The sequence below is a fragment of the Glycomyces sp. MUSA5-2 genome, assembly GCF_037034145.1.
Taxonomy (GTDB): Bacteria; Actinomycetota; Actinomycetes; order Mycobacteriales; family Micromonosporaceae; genus Glycomyces; species Glycomyces artemisiae.
The window spans coordinates 223,517-240,168 of sequence record NZ_JBAGKG010000001.1 but is presented as its reverse complement, the minus strand read 5'-3'; the positions used below and the strand labels follow the sequence as shown (position 1 = coordinate 240,168).

Here is a 16,652-nt window from a genome sequence, read left to right as displayed (position 1 = left end):
TCCTCCGGGTGGGCGGTCCCTGAATTCTAGGGCTCGGGGGCCACCGCGTCCGGACCGGTGAACCAGCGGTCGGCGTCGGGGGTGTGGAGGTTGATGACGGTCATGGCCTGGAAGGCGAGCCAGGGGAGGGCGGTCGCGAAGGTGGTCAGGGGCGCCGGTGAGACGGAGGCGACCGCGCAGGCGGCCACCGCCAATGCGGCGCAGGCGAGCGTCGCCGCGGTCCGCGCCCCGGCGATGCGGTCGCCGAGCATCAGGGTCAGGAGCCCGGCGCCGATGCCGAGCGCCGGAAGGCCCACGAGGAACATGAGCAGCGCGAGCCCGGGCCCGGCGGCGGTGAGCAGGTGCGCGCCGAACGAGTCGTTCGTGACCTGCGAGGTCAGCAGCACGTCGCACAGGAGGTAGCCGTACTGGAGCCACAGCCCCGCCTGGGCGCGGCCGATCGAGCGCGGCTTCACCGGCCGGTCCGAGGTGGGGGTCATGACCCAAGTGTCGCGCATCCGCGGCCGGGCCGGCCGTCTCAGCGGAGGGCGGTTCTCAATGCCTCGAAGACCGTTTCGTCCTGGAACTCGTAGCCCATCGCCTCTAGCTTGCGGGGCTTGATGTTCGCTCCGCGGAGCATTTCCACGGCCGCCTCGCCCGCGACGATCTTGACGGCCCAGCCGGGGATGGGCCAGATGGCGGGGCGGTGGACCGCGGCGCCGAGGGCCTTGGCGAAGTCCTTGTTGCGCACGGCGTTCGGGCCGACCATGTTGACCGGGCCCGCGGTGTCGCCCTCGATGACGAGCTTCGCGGCGGCCGTCCAGTCGCGCAGGGACATCCACGACATGTACTGGCGCCCGCTGCCGAACCGGCCGCCCAGGCCGAACTTCCACGCGGGCTTCAGGCGCGCGATGAGGACGCTGCCGGGGCCGAGCACATGGCCCGTGCGCAGGTAGGCGACCCGCGCGCCCGCCTCGGCCGCGGGGGCGGCGGCCTGCTCCCACGCGAGGCACAGCTGGCCGAGGAAGTCGGCCGCGGCCGGGTAGGTCTCGTCGACTTCGAGGTCGGCGCGGTCGCCGTACCAGCCCATCGCGGAGCCGTTGATGAGCGCCGGGACGCCCGCCTGAGCGACCGCCTTCGCGAGCACGGTCGTCGGGATCACGCGGGAGGTGCGCAGGCGCTGCTTGTACGCGGCGTTCCAGCGCTGGCCGCCGATGGAGGCGCCGCAGAGGTTCACGACCGCGTCGGCACCGTCGAGGATCTGCGGGTCGAGGGCCTCCCGGTAAGGGTCCCAGAGGATCTCGTTCTCCTCGTCGGGGCGGCGCCTGACGAGGCGGACGATGTCGTGGCCTTCGAGGGCCTGCATGAGGGCCGTGCCGAGGTAGCCGCTCGAACCGGCGATGACGATGCGCATGGGCTCAAGCCTAAGTCCTCGGATGCGCGTACCAGTCCAGGACTTGCGTTCGCAGGCCCGGCGCCTGGAGCTCGGCGTTCGCCTGGATCGCGGCGAGGGTCTGGGCGGCGAGGGCCCGGCGCCATTCGAGTTCGGCGGTGCGCATCGCGGTGTCGATCGCGCACGGGGCGCGGAACACCGACGCGGGCTCGTCGGCCCACACGCCGTGCTGCCGGATCTCCGCGCACTGGAACGCCTCGTCGGGCCCCTCGATCGCGGTGAGCACGTCCATGAGCGTGATGTCCGCCAGCCGCTTCGCGAGCCTGAACCCGCCCTTCTTGCCCGCGGTGGAGGTGAGGATCCCGGCCTTGACGAGCGGCTGGAGCTGCTTGTTGAGGTAGGCGGGCGGCAGGCCGTACCCGGCGGCGAGCCGGGCGGTCGAGACCGGCTCGGCCGTCTCGGGGTCGCCGCGGCCCATCCAGTCGAGCAGCAGGCAGCAGTGCGCGGCCCATTCGACGCCTTCGCTGATTCGCATAATCCCGATGATAGTCGTCCCGGTTTCGTGCACACGTGTTCCAGAGCACTGCACTTGCCGATCTTTATCTAGACATGTAATGTCTAGATATCAACTTCGAACCGGAGGAACACCAGATGAGCACCGCCCCCCAGCCCGTCATCGCCCGCGCCGCCGACGCCGAGCGCCTCGCCCACGCGCAGCGGTCGGTCATGACCCTGCTCGCCGACTCCTCCGCGACCGGCGGGGCCCTGTCGGTGACCCGCTCGACCTTCCCCGACGGCGGCGACGGCGCGCCCTCGCACTTCCACACCGCTGCAAGCGAATCGCTGTTCGTCATCGCGGGCCGCCTCCAGGTCCTCACCGGGGACGAGGTCGTGGTCCTCGAAGCGGGGGACTTCGTCTCGATCCCGCCGGGCCTGCCGCACGCCTTCGGCGCCGCGAAGGGCTCCGACGCCGACGTGCTCGCGGTCTTCACGCCCGCCGCCGACCGGTTCGACTACTACCGCCTGCTCGAACGCGTCGTCGCAGGCGAGGCCGACCCGGCCGAGATCCCCGCGTCGGGGCAGCAGTACGACAACCACTACGTCGCCAGCGACGCCTGGGTCCGCGCCCGCGCCTAGGGGACGCGAAACGGCCGCCCCGGGAACGCACCCGGGGCGGCCGTCGCCGTCGTCACTACAAACCCAGCTTCGCGAGGTCGAGTCGCCCGTAGCGGTTGCGCCACACCACGCCCGCCTTCATCCCGGCCATCACGGATCGCTGGAGCGTGTTGTCCTGCGGCAGCTGGTCGACCGGGGTGTCCTCGGGCCGCCCGAACACGAAGCGCCACAGGTCGGTCCGGTTCCCGGCCGGGTCGCCCTCGTTCAGCAGGTCGAACAGCGCCGCGAACCCGGGGATGTTCGACCGCTCCGGCAGCCAGTCCCGCAGCTGCGGGTCGAGCAGCCACGACTCGCACCGGAATTCGAGGTCCTCGGGGCCGGCGTACCGCTCGGGGAACACCGCGGGCAGGAACTCCATGGCCCATTCGACCGAGTCGCGGACGGCGTCGAGCGTGAGCGGCCCGCCCTCGCCGCGGATGTGCATGCCTGCGAACGGCTTCGGATCGGGCCCTTCGACGCAGAACTGGAGCCGTCCGAGCTGGTACAGCGCGCCGCGCACGTGACCGGTGAACCAGTTGCCGACGTCGAGCCCGGGCCGGCCGTAGATCCGCCGGTTCAGCCGCAGCTTCTCGCCGATGTCGGCCAGGACCCGCCGCGACAGGTCCTCGTCGACGCCGCGGTCGCCGTGGAACTTCAGCATGTCCGGGACGGCCGCGAGCAGGGGGAACAGGCTCAGCATCGGCTGCCCGGCGGGGGGCCTTGGCCACCCGAGCCACTTCTTGCCGCCCATGTCGGCCGCGATGCTCTGGTACAGCCGGTCGGCGAGCTCCAGCGCGGCGCCGTCGAGGGAGCCGAGGGCGCGCACCGCGTCGTCGGCGTCGTCCGCGTCGGCGCCGCACCAGTCGAGCAGCAGTTCGCGGACGGCGGCGGCGTCGGGGGCCGGGTAGGCCCGCACGGCGCCCGCCTGGGGGAGGTCGAGAGTCACCGGCCTATGTCACCATGCCCGGCCCCCCGGCGGCAACATCGGGTCGGTCACCCTAGTCTGGGTCCGTGCGACGGCTGCTGACGCCCCCTTGGATCGTCCTCCACTGCTTCGCCGTGGTCCTGACGGTCGCTTTCGGCCTGCTCGGGTGGTGGCAGCTCGGCCGCGCCCAGGGCGGCAACGCCATCAGCTGGGGCTACGCGCTCGAATGGCCGGTGTTCGCGATCTTCACGCTCACGGTGTGGATCAGGCAGATGCGCCTGGAGCTGCGCAAGGACCGCCCCGAAGGCGAAGCGCCGCGCCGCCGTCCCGAGCCGCCGCCGATGGCCTCGCCGTTCGAGGATTCGATCTTGAGCGCCCGGCAGTCCTCGTCCGAATCCTCCCAGGGGAGCCACGCATGAACGCCGCTCTGAAACGCTTCCGGATCGTCGCCTGGATCGTCGGCACGTTCCTCATCGGCCTCGTCTTCGTCGCCATGCCGCTCAAGTACATCGGCCACAACGACGTCCTCGTCACCGTGATCAGCCCGATCCACGGCCTCTGCTACATGGTCTACCTGGTGCTCGGCTTCCACCTGGCGCAGCAGGCCGGCTGGAAGTTCTGGCCGCACACCGTGGGCCTGCTCCTCGGCGGCACGGTCCCGGTCGGCTCCTTCTTCGTGGAGCGCTGGGCGCACCGCCGCATCCTGGAGGAGCACCCGCAGGCCGCCGACCCGAAGATCCGGCAGGAAGAGCGGGTCTGAGACGCGCCGAAGGGCCCGGCGGCCAGGCCGCCGGGCCCTTCGCTCACGCCTTATTCCAGGTACGACCCGGCCTTGAACGTGTCCCAGTCCAGGGACCACCCGGTGAACCCGTCGCCCTGCGGCACGTCGATGCCGGTGTTGGTGACCACGACCGGGTCGCCCCAGCGCACGAAGTTGTAGATCCACTCGCCCATCTCGTCGGAGACGTTGATGCAGCCGTGGGAGCCGTTGGAGCGCCCGAGCCGGTCGGCCGCCCACGGGGCGCCGTGGATGAACTGCCCCGAGAACGTCAGGCGCATCGCCCATTTGACGTCGGTCTCGTAGTCGTACAGGTCGGAGACGAACGTCGAGGACTCCTCGCGGCTCATGATCGTCATGGTGCCGGAGAAGGACCGCGCGTCGTTCCCGTCGATCGGCTCGTCGGAGCCCAGCGAGATCGGGATGGTCTGCACGATCGCGCCGTCCAGGTACGCCCGCATCTGCTTCGTGTCGTTGTCCGCCTCCAGCAGCCGCGCCTCGGAGTCGGTGGCGAACGACGTCTCCTGGTCGAACTCGCCGTACTTCCCGTCGCCGAGCGCCAGCCCGCCGAGGCCGAGCCTGACGGTGACCTGCGTGCCCGGCTGCCAGTACTCCTTGGGCCGGTACTCCAGGGCCCGCCCGGTGATCCAGTGCCAGGAGCCCTCCTGCGCCGGCTCGGAGGTCACGAACAGGCGCCGCTCGACCGAGGCCCGCATGTCCTCGGCGACCTCGTAGTCGGAGAAGCGGAACGCGAGGATCGCGCCCTGCCCGACCGTGGAGTCCTGCCCGGGCAGGTAGTTCTCGATGCTGACGCGGTCGCCGGGGGAGGCGATGACGGTGAACGTCGAGGTCGCCTCGGCGACGAGTCCGGCGGCGTCGGCGGCCTTGACGGTGGCCGTGTAGACGCCCTCCCATTCGAGGGGGCTCGCGGGGACCCAGGTGGTCCCGTCGGGGTGCATGGCGCCGTCGACGGCGTTCCCGGACGCGTCGGTCAGCGCGAACTCCTGGAACTCGCCGTCCTCGACGGTCCAGGCGATCTCGGTGGCGGCGGTGGCGTCGGCCGAGCCGTCGGCGGGGGTGATGGTGACCTTGGCGGCGCTCTGCGGCTCCTCGGAGGACCCGCCGTCCGAGATGGTGCCGTTCTCCTTCGTGCAGGCCGCGGCCAGCCCGAGGGCGGCGGCCGACCCCGCGGCGACGAGGGCGCCGCGCCGGGTCAGAGAGGATCGTCCGAAGCTCATCGCCCAACGGTACACATGTGCGGCCAGCCCGAGTCCCCTGTGAACATGTGAGTTCCGCCGGGTCGGGGGTTACGCGCGGATGCTCAGGTGGACGTGGTTGGTGTGGTCGGAGGACGGGTCGCCGTACGCGCCCGAGTAGGACTTCCAGCCGTTGCCGGGGAACCAGATCTGGCGGTACCAGATGACGTACTGGACGCCGAGGGCGTCGGAGTTCTCGATGAACCAGGCCGCGAGGTTCTGCCCGTAGTCGTAGTCGCCGCCCGTCGCGTCGCCGCCGAAGCCGCCGGGCTCCGAGGAGAAGTCGCAGGCCCGGCCCTTGGGGTGCTCGCCCGAGCCCGAGGGCCGGTAGCAGGAGACGTACCTGGTGAACCCGGCGATCTGGGCCTGCTCCAGCGCGTGGAGGGTCCGCGGGGTGAGGCACCCGTCGGCCGGGGTCGGGTCGTCCTCGGTGCAGCCGCCCCCGCCGCCCTCGTACGGCTCCGCAGCGGGCGCATCGGACGCGGTCGGGCCGTCGGTGGAGGTGCCGCCGGAGCCCGCGAGCTCGCGGGCGGCCTCGTCGCGGGCCGCTTCGAGGTCCTCGGTGACGTCGGCCTGCTCGGCGATGTTGTCGTCGAGGGTCTGCTGGAGCGCCTCGATCTCCTGGAGGCGGGCGATGAGCTCGTTCAGCCGCTGGGCGCGGGACTCGCCGAGGAACTGGAGCATCTCCATGGCCGCGATGGCGTCCTGCGGGTCGCCGGAGGCCAGGAGCGCGGCGGTCGACTGGTAGTCGGAGGTCGTGGACGCGACGTACGCGAACTCCTCCAGCTCGGTCTGGAGCGCGGCCCGCTCCTCGGTCGAGTCCGCCAGCTCCGTTTCGAGGTCCTCCTGCTGCTGCTGCAGCTCGGCCAGCTCGTCCTGGGCGTTCAGGTAGTCCTCGATGGCCTGGCTCAGCGCCGCCGAGGCCCCCTCCTCGCCCTCCTGCGCGCTGGACTGGGACGCGGGCGAGACCAGGAACACGACGGCCGCCACCGCGGCGACGGGGAAGGTGAGCAGGCGCTTGAGCAGCGCTGCGCGTCGTGCGGGGCGTCCGGCGTTCACGGCTTGCGGTCCTCCGGTGGGGAGCCGACCTCTGGGGTCGATTGGTCGGGCCCAACTCTAGAACGGGAGGATTCCTCGGGCCGAACCGGGCCGTCGGGCATAGCCCCAGGCAGCCGCCGCGTCACGGGCTGCGACAGCACTATGGCGTCGCTTACGCGCGACCCTTCCGGGGGAAGGTGAACTGCTAGGATTGTTCGAAATTGAACCAGCCGCGGGCTGGTCCACGGGAGCAGAGAGGAGGAACGGGATGGGCGCGGGCGATTTCGAGAGCCGCTGGCTCCGACCCGACGTGAACGCCGTCTGGACCCGGTTCCTCCAGGTCACCCACCGCCTGGAGCACCACATCGACCGGCGCCTCCAGGACAACCACGGCATCACCCACACCCAGTACGAGATCCTCGTGCGCCTCGCCGACGCCGACGAGCGGGCCCTGCGCATGAGCGACCTCGCCGACCAGATCGTCACCGCCAAGAGCGCCGTCACCTACCAGGTCAACCGGCTCACCGACATGGGCCTGGTCCACCGCCGCAAGTGCGACGCCGACAACCGCGGCACCTGGGTCGCCCTGACCCCCGCCGGGCTGGAGCGCCTGGAGCAGGCCGCGCCGTGCATCCTCTCCCTGGTCCGCGAGCTGTTCCTCGACGACCTCAACTGCACCCAGTCCGCCGAGCTCGACAAGCTCCTCGGCACCTGGTCCGACAACCTCGACGAGCACGAGCGCAACCCCGTCCGCCACCCCGAGCACTGACCCGTACCACCCGTCCGGGGCGCCGGGCGGTGTACGGCCTGCCGACGGTCCGTACCGGTGTAGGGTCAGGCCGTGCCGAGCTTTCCACGTCCCCGTTCGACCGTCCCCTTCCGAGTGGACGGACTCGCCGACCTGCTGCCCGCGGCGGGGGACCTGGACCTCGCCGTCACCGGTGTGAGCCTCGCCGCAGGCGCCGTCGAACCGGGCGACCTCTTCGCGGCCCTCCCCGGCGCGAACCGCCACGGCGCCGAGTTCACCGCTCAAGCCGCCGAACGGGGCGCCGTCGCCGTCCTCACCGACGCCCGCGGCGCCGAACTCGTGGACGGCCTCCTCCCCGTCCTCATCAGCGAGGACCCCCGCGCCCTCACCGGCGAGGTCGCCGCCCGCGTCTGGGGCCGCCCCTCCGAGCGCCTCAACCTCATCGGCATCACCGGCACGAACGGCAAGACCTCCACCGCGTACCTCGTCGAAGCCGCGCTCGCGCACGCCGGGCGCACCACCGGCATCATCGGCACCGTCGAGACCCGCATCGCCGGGGAGCGCATCGAGTCCGAGCGCACCACCCCCGAGGCCCCCGAACTCCAGGCGCTCCTGGCGACCGCCCTCGAACGCGGCGTCACCGACGTCGTCATGGAGGTCTCCAGCCACGCGCTCGTCCTCGGCCGCGTCGAAGGCTGCCGCTTCAAGGCCGCCGGGTTCACCATGTTCGGCACCGACCACCTCGACTTCCACACCGACCTCGACGACTACTTCGCCGCCAAGGCCCGCCTCTTCGACGGCCGCGCGCAGATCGAGGTCCTCAACGCCGACGACGCCCGCGTCGCCACCCTCGCCGACGGAGTCAACCGCACCTTCTCCTTCCGCGACCCCACCGCCGACTACTACGCGCACGACATCGCCGGGGACGGCTTCACCCAGACGTTCCACCTCAGCGGCCCCTTCGGCAAAGGCGACGGCCGCGTCAACATGCCCGGCCGCCACAACGTCGCCAACGCCGTCCTCGCCGTCGCCCTCCTCGAAGCCGTCGGCCTCGACACGGACGCCGCCCTCGCCGGGGTCGCCTCCTGCACCGGCGTGCCCGGCCGCATGGAACTCGTCTCCGGCGACTCGCCCGTGCGCGGCGTCGTCGACTACGCCCACAAGCCCGAGGCCATCACCGCGGTCCTCGCCGCGCTCCGCGAGTCCACGCCCGGCCGGGTCATCGCGATCCTCGGCGCCGGAGGCGACCGCGACCGCTCCAAGCGCCCCCTCATGGGCGCGGCCGCCGCGGCCGCCGCCGACCTGGTCATCGTCACCGACGACAACCCCCGCACCGAGGACCCCGCGCGCATCCGGGACGAGGTGGCCGCCGCCGTCCAGGGCGTGCCCTGCCGTAATATTCCGGGACGGGAAGCCGCCGTCCGGGAGGCCGCCGCACTGGCCGCGCCCGGCGACGCCGTCGCGCTCCTCGGCAAGGGGCACGAGACGTACACCGAGACCGCCGACGGCCCGGTGGCGAGCGACGACCGCGTGCTCCTGGCCCGCGCGCTCGCCGACGCGGGATGGGTGAAACCGGGACCGCACGCTGAAGCGTGATAGTCCGACAAGCATGACCTCACAACAGCAGGAGGAGTCCGCCGCGTGATCCCCATGAGCCTGGCCCAGGTCGCCGCCGTCACGGGCGGCAAGCTCAGCGAGACGGCCGACCCGGAGGCCGTCGTCACCGGCGGCGTCGAGTTCGACTCCCGCAAGGCCGGGCCCGGCGGCCTCTTCCTCGCCATCCCCGGCGCCAAGGTCGACGGCCACGACTTCGCCGCCAAGGCCCATGAGCAGGGCGCCGTCGCGACCATCGCGACCCGCCCCGTCGACGTCCCCGCGGTCTACGTGGACGACGCCGTCGCGGCGCTCACCCGCCTCGCCAAGCACATCGCGGCGAACGCGAGGGCCCGCATCATCGGCGTCACCGGCTCCAACGGCAAGACCTCCACGAAGGACCTCATCGGCCAGCTCTGCGCCCGACTCGGCCCCACCGTCGCCACCGAGGCCAACTTCAACAACGAGCTCGGCCACCCGTACACGGTCTGCCGCACCACCCCCGAGACCGAGTACCTCGTCCTCGAACTCGCCGCCCGCGGCCTCGGCCACATCACGCAGCTGTGCGAGATCGCCCCGCCCTCGATCGGCGTGGTCCTCAACGTCGGCATCTCCCACCTCGACGGCTTCGGGTCCATCGAGACCACCGCCAAGGCCAAGTCCGAACTGCCGCAGGCGCTCGGCCCCGACGGCACCGTCTTCCTCAACGCCGACGACCCGCGCGTCGCCGCGATGGCGGGCCTCACCGACGCCACGGCCTGGAGCTTCGGCGTCCGCGAAAAAGCCGACATCCGCGCCGAGGACGTCGACCCCGGCGACGGCCGCCACGCGTTCACCCTCGTCACCCCCGCCGGGTCCGCCCGCGTGCAGCTCAAGCTGTGGGGCGACCACCACGTCTACAACGCCCTCGCCGCCGCCGGGGTCCTCTGGAAGCTCGGCGCGACCCCCGAGGAGATCGCCGAAGGGCTCGCCGAGTCCGGGCGCCTCTCCGAGCGCCGCATGGACGTCTTCACCCGCCCCGACGGCACGGTCGTCATCGACGACTCCTACAACGCCAACCCCGCCTCGATGGGCGCGGCCGTCCGCGCCCTCGGGCTCCTGCCCACCGAGGGCCGCCGCATCGCCGTCCTCGGACTCATGGCCGACCTCGAAGAGCTCGAAGAGGAATGCCACCGGCGCCTCGGCGAGCAGGCCCGCGACGCCGGCATCGACGAAGTCATCGCCGTCGGCGAAGGCACACAACCCATCATCGACGGTGCCGACGGCGTCACCGCCACCCATGTCCCCGATCAAGCCGCGGCCATCGCGCTGCTCGAAAACCGGCTGCGCCCCGGCGACGCCGTCCTGGTGAAGGGCTCCCGCTACCGCACCTGGGACGTCGCCGACCACTTGCGCGCCAAGGAGGAAACCGACCAGTGAGAGCAGTCATCGTCGCCGCGTTCGTGGCGTTCGCGCTCACCATGGCGCTGACACCCCTCGCCGCCAAGCTGTTCCGCCGCCTCAAGGCCGGACAGCCCATCCGCTCCGACGGCCCCCAGACCCACCTCGCCAAGGCCGGCACGCCCGCGATGGGCGGCGTCGTCTTCATCTTCACGACCGTGCTCGCCTACGTCGCCGGACACCTCGTCCTCATGGCGCTGCCCGAGCAGGTCAACGGCGTCACCTTCAACCGCCCGACCGGCTTCACCGCCACCGGCATCGTCCTCATCGGCCTGTTCGTCGCCTGCGGCTTCGTCGGCTTCATCGACGACTGGATCAAGATCCGCAAGAAGCACTCCGGCGGCATCTCCGGCCGGATGAAGATCCTCGGCCTCTCCATCGCCGCCGCGATCTTCGGCCTCGTCGCCGTCTACTACACCGGCTCGATCCACACCGACGAGATCTCGGAGACCGTCGCCACCCCGTACCTCTCCTTCACGCGAGAAGTCGAGTGGCTCAACGTGACCAAGATCGGCATGGTCATCATCATCATCTTCCTGGTCAACGCCACCGCCAACGGCGTCAACCTCACCGACGGCCTCGACGGCCTCGCCACCGGCGCCTCCATGATGGCGTTCCTGGCGTACATGATCATCGGCTTCTGGGAGTACCGCCACTGGTGCGGCGGCGCGCAGCCCGCCGCGAACCTCTGCTACGACGTGCGCGACCCCCTGGAGATCGCCCTCGTCGCCGGGGCCGCCGCCGGGGCCATGTTCGGCTTCCTGTGGTGGAACACCTCGCCCGCCCAGATCTTCATGGGCGACTCGGGCGCGCTGGGCCTCGGCGGCCTCATCGCCGGGCTCGCCCTGACCTCCAAGACGATCCTGCTCCTGCCGATCGTCGGCGCCCTGTTCGTCATCATCACGTGCTCCTCGATCATCCAGTACACCTCGTTCAAACTCACCGGACGCCGCGTCTTCCGCATGGCGCCCTTGCAGCACCACTTCGAGCTGGCGGGCTGGTCCGAGGTCAACATCGTGGTCCGCTTCTGGATCATCGCGGGCATCGGCGTCGCCATCGCCCTGGGCTTCTTCTTCGCCGACTTCCTGCGGATAGCGGGGTAGGCGGATGCGGATAGGGAACAACGTGCTCGTGGCCGGAGCCCGCGTCGCCGGAGCCGCGTGCGCCGAGGTCCTCCTCGACCGCGGCGCCGCGGTCGTCGTCTACGACCGCGCTGACTCCGAACGGATGCAGGCACTCGCCGCACGCGGTGCCCGCTGCGTCGTCGCCGATGCGTTCGATCCCGCGCTCTTGGACGGTGTCGAGCAGGTCGTGCTCTCCCCGGGCTTCCCGCCCCACCACCCGATCGCCGAAGCCGCCCGCGAACACGGCATCGAAGCCTTCTCCGAACCCGAACTCGCCTGGCGCCTGCGGGAACCGGGGGCCGCGCGCTGGCTCGCCGTCACCGGCACCAACGGCAAGACCACGACCACGACGATGCTCGCCGCGATGCTTGAGACCGCCGGGCTCCGCACCGCGGCGCTCGGCAATATCGGCGTCCCGCTCGTGCACGCGGCGAACGGCCCCTTCGACGTCATCGCCGTCGAGCTCTCCAGCTACCAGCTCCACTGGTCCTCCGAGCTCGCGCCGACCGCCGGAGCCGTCCTCAACCTCGCGCCCGACCACCTCGACTGGCACGGGGACTTCGACGCCTACGCCGAGGCCAAGGCCGCGGTCTGGCGCGGCGGCCGGGCCGTCGTCAACCTCGACGACCCGGCGGTGGTCGCCCTCGCCAAGCACACCGACGCGCACGTCACCGGGTTCACGCTCAACCAGCCCGAGCCCGGCCAGTTCGGCGTCGCCCTCGGCTACCTCGTCGACTACACCGGGGACGGGCCGGTCCAGATCTGCTCGGTCGACGACGTCCGCCCCGCCGGGTGGCACAACGTCGCCAACGCGCTCGCCGCCGCGGCCCTCGCCCGCCAAGTCGGGGTGGGTCACAACGACATCGGCGACGCTCTGCGCAAGTACGTGCCCGAGCCGCACCGCAATGTCACCCTCGTCGAGCACGAGGGCGTCACCTGGGTCGACGACTCCAAGGCCACCAACCCGCACGCCGCTGCGGCCGCGCTCGCCTCCTACGACTCCATCGTGTGGGTCGCGGGCGGCCAGCTCAAAGGCGTCGACGTCGACGGCCTCGTCGCCCAGTACGCCCCGAGGATGCGCGGAGCGGTCCTCATCGGACAGGACCGGGCCCTCATCGCCGACGCGCTCGCGCGACACGCCCCGGACCTCCCCGTCGCCGTCCTCGACGGCGGCGACGATGCGGTGATGACCGAAGTCGCGGCACGCGCCGCCGCCATGGCCGAACCGGGGGACACCGTGCTCCTCTCCCCGGCCGGGGCCTCCTACGACATGTTCCGCTCCTACGCGCACCGCGGCGACGCGTTCGCCGCCGCCGTCCGGGGGCTGATCGGGGGGGACGAGGGGTGAGAAGCGGGTTCACCGAGATGCTCCGCGGCCTGCTCGACCGGCCGCTCGCCTCGTACTACCTGCTGCTCTCCTCCGCGGGCCTGCTGCTCACGATCGGCCTGGTGATGGTCTTCTCCGCCACCATGGTCGAGTCCTACGAGGCCACCGGCAACGCGTTCGCCGTCATCCTCCAGCAGGTCATCTGGGCGGTCGTGGGCCTCGTGTGCTTCTGGATCGCCCAGCGCCTGCCCGCCCGCACCTACCGGGCGGTCTCGCGCCCGCTCCTGGTCGTCGCGATCCTCCTCGGCCTGTTCCTGGTCGTCATGTCCATCAAGCAGAAGCAGGACGAGGCCAGCGGCGACGCCTCCGGCGGCATCGCCACCGACCAGCTGTGGATCCACATCGGCAACGTCCAGTTCCAGCCCGCCGAGATCGCGAAGTTCGCGCTCCTGCTGTGGGCCGCGGACTCGCTGGTGCGCCTGGGCCCGCGCATCGCCTCGTGGCGGGACCTCGCGATCCCCATGTTCCCCATCGCGGGCCTGCTCATGATCATCATCGGCTACGCCGACCTGGGGACGATGCTCATCATCCTCGCGATGTTCGTCGGGCTCCTGTGGGCCTCGGGCGTGCCGCTGCGCATCCTCGGGGTCCTGTTCGCCATCGCCATGGTCGGCTCGGCCCTGCTCATCGCGTTCGAGGGCTACCGCATGGAGCGGATCATCTCGTTCTCGCGCCCCGAGGACTTCGCCGACACCTGGGGCTACCAGGCGATCCAGGGCTACTACGCGATCGCCGACGGCGGCTGGTTCGGCCTCGGCCTCGGCGAGAGCCGCCAGAAGTGGGAGTGGCTCCCCAACGGCCACAACGACTTCATCTTCGCGCTCATCGCCGAGGAGCTCGGCGTCGTCGGCTGCCTGGTGATCCTCGCGCTGTTCGGCGTGCTCGTGTACACGGGCTTCCGGATCGCGCGCCGCTCCGACGACGCGTTCCGGTCCCTGGTGGCCGCGGGCGTGACGATCTGGATCGCGGGCCAGGCGTTCATCAACATCGGCGGCGTCCTCGGCCTCATCCCCATGACCGGCGTCCCGCTCCCGTTCATCTCCGACGGCGGCACCGCGCTCGTCGTCGTCCTCGCGGCCGTCGGGATGCTCGCCGGGTTCGCGCGTGCCGAACCCGACGCCGCGCAGGCGCTCCGGGCGCGCAACCCGTCCCGTCTCGTACGCTTGCTCTGGGCCCCCCTGCCGCCCGCCCCTCGCTCCGAATCCGACTCGGAGACCACCAAGAAGAGTCCTACGACCAGAAAGAAATGACGTTGGCACAGCTTCGATCGGTCGTCCTCGCCGGCGGCGGCACCGGCGGCCACATCTACCCGCTCCTCGCCTACGCCGACTGCCTGCGCCGCCACGACCCCCACGTGCGCGTCACCTGCCTCGGCACCGAGAAGGGCCTGGAGAACGACCTCATCCCCAAGGCCGGGTACGACCTCCGCAACGTGCCCGCGCACCAGCTGCCGCGCAAGGTCAACCTCGACCTCCTCCTGACCGCGCCCCGGATGCTCAAGGCCATGAAGGCCACCCGCGACATCCTCGACGAGGTCCAGGCCGACGTCGTGGTCGGATTCGGCGGCTACGTCGCCGTCCCCGCCTACCTCGCCGCGTGGCGCCGCAAGACCCCGATGGTGATCTTCGAGTTCAACGACCCGCCCGGGGTCGCCAACAAGATGGCCCTGAAGTTCAGCGACAACCTCGCGCTGGGCTTCCCGCACCTCTCGCAGGCCTCGCCGATCCTCGCCGACGGCGAGTTCACCGGCGTGCCGCTGCGCCCGGCGATCAGCCATCTCGACCGCAACGCGCTGCGCGCCCAGGCCTGCCAGTACTTCGGGCTCGACCCGCGGCGGCCCGTGCTGTTCGTGTACGGCGGCTCTCAGGGCGCGGCCTCGATCAACAACGCTGTCTCGGGTGCGGCGCAGATGCTCTCGCACCGCGGCGTGCAGGTCCTGCACATCACCGGCGCCCGCCGCGACGAGCCCGTCCACATCCCCGAGGGCCTGCCCGTCCCGTACCGCACGCTCCCGTACCTCGACCGCATGGACCTCGGCTACGCCGCCGCGGACATGGTCCTCGCGCGCGGCGGCTCGATGACCGTCGCCGAGGTCTCGGCGCTCGGCATCCCGACGGTGTTCGTCCCCATGCCGTGGGGCAACAAGGAGCAGTACCGCAACGCCGGGCCGGTCGTCGCCGCGGGCGGCGCGATGTTCTGCGACGACGAGAACCTCAGCCCCGGCTGGATCGCCGAGAACCTCATCCCGGTCATCACCGACCGGAACCGCGTCCTCCAGATGTCGCAGGCCGCGGCGGCCTTCGGGTCCCGCACCGGCGACGAGGCGCTCCGCAACTACACGCTGAAGGTGGTCTCCCAGGCATGAGCGATCCCAACGACCTGACCAGCCCGATCGACGAGGGCGTCACCGCCGAGGACCTCGGGCATGTGCTCTTCATCGGGGTCGGCGGGGTCGGCATGAACGGCCTCACGCGCCTGTACGCCACCCGCGGCCTCCCCGTGTCCGGCTCCGAGCTGAAGGACTGGCCCTCGCTGCCGGAGCTGGAGCGCCTCGGCGTGACGATCCACCGCGAGCACGTCGCCTCCAACCTCGACGGCGTCGACACCGTCGTGCGCTCGACCGCGCACAACGACGAGCACCTCGAAGTCGCCGAGGCCCGCCGCCGCGGCATCCGCGTCTACCACCGCTCCGAGGCTCTCGCCGCCGCGATGACCGGGCGCCGCTCGATCGTCGTCACCGGCACCCACGGCAAGACCACGACCACCGCGATCATCACGCAGATGCTCGAACACGCCGGGCTCGCGCCCTCGTACGTCAACGGCGGCGAGAACATCGGCGCGTTCACCGGCGCCCACGGGTCCGGCGACCTGTTCGTCGCCGAGGCCGACGAGTCCGACCGCTCGTTCCTGCGCTACCGGCCCGAGGTCGGCATCGTCACCAACATCGACGTGGACCACCTGAACACCTACGGGGACATGGAGTCCCTGACCGAGGCGTTCGAGCGGTTCTGCCGCAACACGGACAAGGACGGCCTGCTCGTCCTGTGCGCCGACAACCCCGGCACGCTCGGGCTGGCGAAGAAGCTCCGCGCGGAGGGCCGCACCGTCGCGACCTACGGGTTCAGCGACGGCGCGGACGTGCAGCTCGGCGACGTCGAGTCCAGTGTGGACGGCGTGGACTACACGGTCCTCTACGAGCAGCAGGTCCTCGGCCGATTCCACCTGCCGATGCCCGGCCGCCACATCGCCCTCAACTCGACCGCCGCCATCGCCGTGGGCCTGTACCTCGGCCTCGAACCGGAGGACATCGCCGCCGGGATCGCCGCCTTCGGAGGGGTCAAGCGCCGCTTCGAGAAGCGCGGCGAGAAGGACGGCTACGCGGTCTTCGACGAGTACGCGTACCACCCCACCGCGATGACCGAGGCCGTGAAGACCCTCAAGGAGGTCGCCGGGGACGGCCGCCTCATCGTGGTCTTCCAGCCCTACCGCGCCTACCGCACCATCGCGATGCGCGAGGAGATCGCCGCCGCGCTCTCCCTCGCCGACAAGGTCGTCGTCATGGAGATCTTCGGCCCCGGCGAGGAGATCCCCGAAGGCGAAGGGGGACAAGCGCTCCTGGACGCCATCGCCCTCCACGCCGACGACAAGGTCTTCGTCCCCGAATGGGACGACGTCCCCGCCGCCGTGGCGGCCCTCGCCGCCGAAGGCGACGTGGTCGTCACCATGGGCGCCCCGCCCGTCTCCCTCATGCCCGACGACCTCCTCCGCTGACGACTCGACGACGGGGCGGTGCCGGACCGGCACCGCCCCGTCGTCGTGCTCCCGCTTGTAACCGA

At 71.3% G+C, this 16,652-nt stretch carries 17 protein-coding genes; 11 read left to right on the top strand and 6 right to left on the bottom strand.

What is annotated here, in order from left to right; genetic code table 11:
• Nucleotides 1-26 precede the first annotated feature (26 nt).
• The 3 genes from WA640_RS01200 to WA640_RS01190 are packed head-to-tail and all read right to left on the bottom strand — an operon-like array spanning nucleotide 27 to nucleotide 1,907.
• Entirely contained in the window at nucleotides 27-479 is a 453-nt protein-coding gene (locus tag WA640_RS01200; RefSeq protein WP_335985707.1) for a hypothetical protein, read from the bottom strand.
• 38 nt (nucleotides 480-517) lie between these two features.
• Nucleotides 518-1,393 (bottom strand): TIGR01777 family oxidoreductase, encoded by an 876-nt coding sequence (locus WA640_RS01195; protein ID WP_335985706.1) that lies wholly within the window; start codon nucleotides 1,391-1,393, stop codon nucleotides 518-520.
• Between the two features lie 10 nt (nucleotides 1,394-1,403).
• On the bottom strand, nucleotides 1,404-1,907 hold the full coding sequence (locus WA640_RS01190) for an RrF2 family transcriptional regulator (protein WP_106362219.1): 504 nt from the start codon (nucleotides 1,905-1,907) through the stop codon (nucleotides 1,404-1,406).
• A gap of 116 nt (nucleotides 1,908-2,023) precedes the next feature.
• Between WA640_RS01190 and WA640_RS01185 the strand changes: the two genes are divergently transcribed.
• A complete protein-coding gene (locus WA640_RS01185) occupies nucleotides 2,024-2,509 on the top strand; it encodes a cupin domain-containing protein (protein WP_335985705.1) in 486 nt (161 codons plus the stop codon).
• Between the two features lie 55 nt (nucleotides 2,510-2,564).
• Here WA640_RS01185 and WA640_RS01180 read toward each other — a convergent pair whose 3' ends face one another.
• On the bottom strand, nucleotides 2,565-3,473 hold the full coding sequence (locus tag WA640_RS01180) for an acyltransferase domain-containing protein (RefSeq protein WP_335985704.1): 909 nt from the start codon (nucleotides 3,471-3,473) through the stop codon (nucleotides 2,565-2,567).
• Between the two features lie 65 nt (nucleotides 3,474-3,538).
• Here WA640_RS01180 and WA640_RS01175 point away from each other — a divergent pair, with 65 nt between their 5' ends.
• Both WA640_RS01175 and WA640_RS01170 read left to right on the top strand, forming a co-directional pair.
• Nucleotides 3,539-3,871, top strand: coding sequence for a hypothetical protein (locus WA640_RS01175; protein ID WP_146147944.1), 333 nt, complete (start codon nucleotides 3,539-3,541; stop codon nucleotides 3,869-3,871).
• Nucleotides 3,868-4,212, top strand: a complete 345-nt coding sequence (locus tag WA640_RS01170) for a DUF3817 domain-containing protein (protein WP_335985703.1) — start codon at nucleotides 3,868-3,870, stop codon at nucleotides 4,210-4,212. Before WA640_RS01175 ends, WA640_RS01170 begins: the two co-directional genes overlap by 4 nt.
• A gap of 50 nt (nucleotides 4,213-4,262) precedes the next feature.
• Here the strand turns inward: WA640_RS01170 and WA640_RS01165 are convergent, their stop codons facing one another.
• Both WA640_RS01165 and WA640_RS01160 read right to left on the bottom strand, forming a co-directional pair.
• Nucleotides 4,263-5,468, bottom strand: a complete 1,206-nt coding sequence (locus WA640_RS01165) for a L,D-transpeptidase (protein WP_335985702.1) — start codon at nucleotides 5,466-5,468, stop codon at nucleotides 4,263-4,265.
• 69 nt (nucleotides 5,469-5,537) lie between these two features.
• Nucleotides 5,538-6,545: a hypothetical protein gene (locus tag WA640_RS01160; protein ID WP_335985701.1), complete on the bottom strand. Its 1,008-nt coding sequence runs from the start codon at nucleotides 6,543-6,545 to the stop codon at nucleotides 5,538-5,540.
• 247 nt (nucleotides 6,546-6,792) lie between these two features.
• Here WA640_RS01160 and WA640_RS01155 point away from each other — a divergent pair, with 247 nt between their 5' ends.
• The 8 genes from WA640_RS01155 to murC all read left to right on the top strand — a co-directional run bounded on the left by WA640_RS01155 (nucleotide 6,793) and on the right by murC (nucleotide 16,587).
• The gene (locus tag WA640_RS01155) at nucleotides 6,793-7,293 is read left to right on the top strand and encodes a MarR family winged helix-turn-helix transcriptional regulator (RefSeq protein ID WP_335985700.1); all 501 of its coding nucleotides are present in this window, start codon (nucleotides 6,793-6,795) and stop codon (nucleotides 7,291-7,293) included.
• Nucleotides 7,294-7,365: 72 nt separating this feature from the next.
• Entirely contained in the window at nucleotides 7,366-8,868 is a 1,503-nt protein-coding gene (locus WA640_RS01150; RefSeq protein WP_335985699.1) for a UDP-N-acetylmuramoyl-L-alanyl-D-glutamate--2,6-diaminopimelate ligase, read from the top strand.
• A gap of 45 nt (nucleotides 8,869-8,913) precedes the next feature.
• Nucleotides 8,914-10,284 carry a UDP-N-acetylmuramoyl-tripeptide--D-alanyl-D-alanine ligase gene (locus tag WA640_RS01145; RefSeq protein WP_442904646.1) on the top strand — a complete coding sequence of 457 codons (1,371 nt, stop codon included), beginning with the start codon at nucleotides 8,914-8,916 and terminating at the stop codon, nucleotides 10,282-10,284.
• Nucleotides 10,281-11,408 carry a phospho-N-acetylmuramoyl-pentapeptide-transferase gene (mraY, locus tag WA640_RS01140; protein ID WP_106362229.1) on the top strand — a complete coding sequence of 376 codons (1,128 nt, stop codon included), beginning with the start codon at nucleotides 10,281-10,283 and terminating at the stop codon, nucleotides 11,406-11,408. Before WA640_RS01145 ends, mraY begins: the two co-directional genes overlap by 4 nt.
• A 4-nt stretch (nucleotides 11,409-11,412) precedes the next feature.
• On the top strand, nucleotides 11,413-12,777 hold the full coding sequence (gene murD / locus WA640_RS01135) for a UDP-N-acetylmuramoyl-L-alanine--D-glutamate ligase (RefSeq protein ID WP_335985698.1): 1,365 nt from the start codon (nucleotides 11,413-11,415) through the stop codon (nucleotides 12,775-12,777).
• Complete coding sequence (locus tag WA640_RS01130) at nucleotides 12,774-14,066, top strand: FtsW/RodA/SpoVE family cell cycle protein (RefSeq protein ID WP_245888858.1); 1,293 nt, start codon at nucleotides 12,774-12,776, stop codon at nucleotides 14,064-14,066. The genes murD and WA640_RS01130 overlap by 4 nt, the downstream gene beginning before the upstream one ends.
• A gap of 2 nt (nucleotides 14,067-14,068) precedes the next feature.
• Nucleotides 14,069-15,181, top strand: a complete 1,113-nt coding sequence (locus tag WA640_RS01125; protein ID WP_106362231.1) for a UDP-N-acetylglucosamine--N-acetylmuramyl-(pentapeptide) pyrophosphoryl-undecaprenol N-acetylglucosamine transferase — start codon at nucleotides 14,069-14,071, stop codon at nucleotides 15,179-15,181.
• On the top strand, nucleotides 15,178-16,587 hold the full coding sequence (gene murC / locus WA640_RS01120) for a UDP-N-acetylmuramate--L-alanine ligase (protein ID WP_335985696.1): 1,410 nt from the start codon (nucleotides 15,178-15,180) through the stop codon (nucleotides 16,585-16,587). The genes WA640_RS01125 and murC overlap by 4 nt, the downstream gene beginning before the upstream one ends.
• The last annotated feature ends 65 nt before the right edge of the window (nucleotides 16,588-16,652 follow it).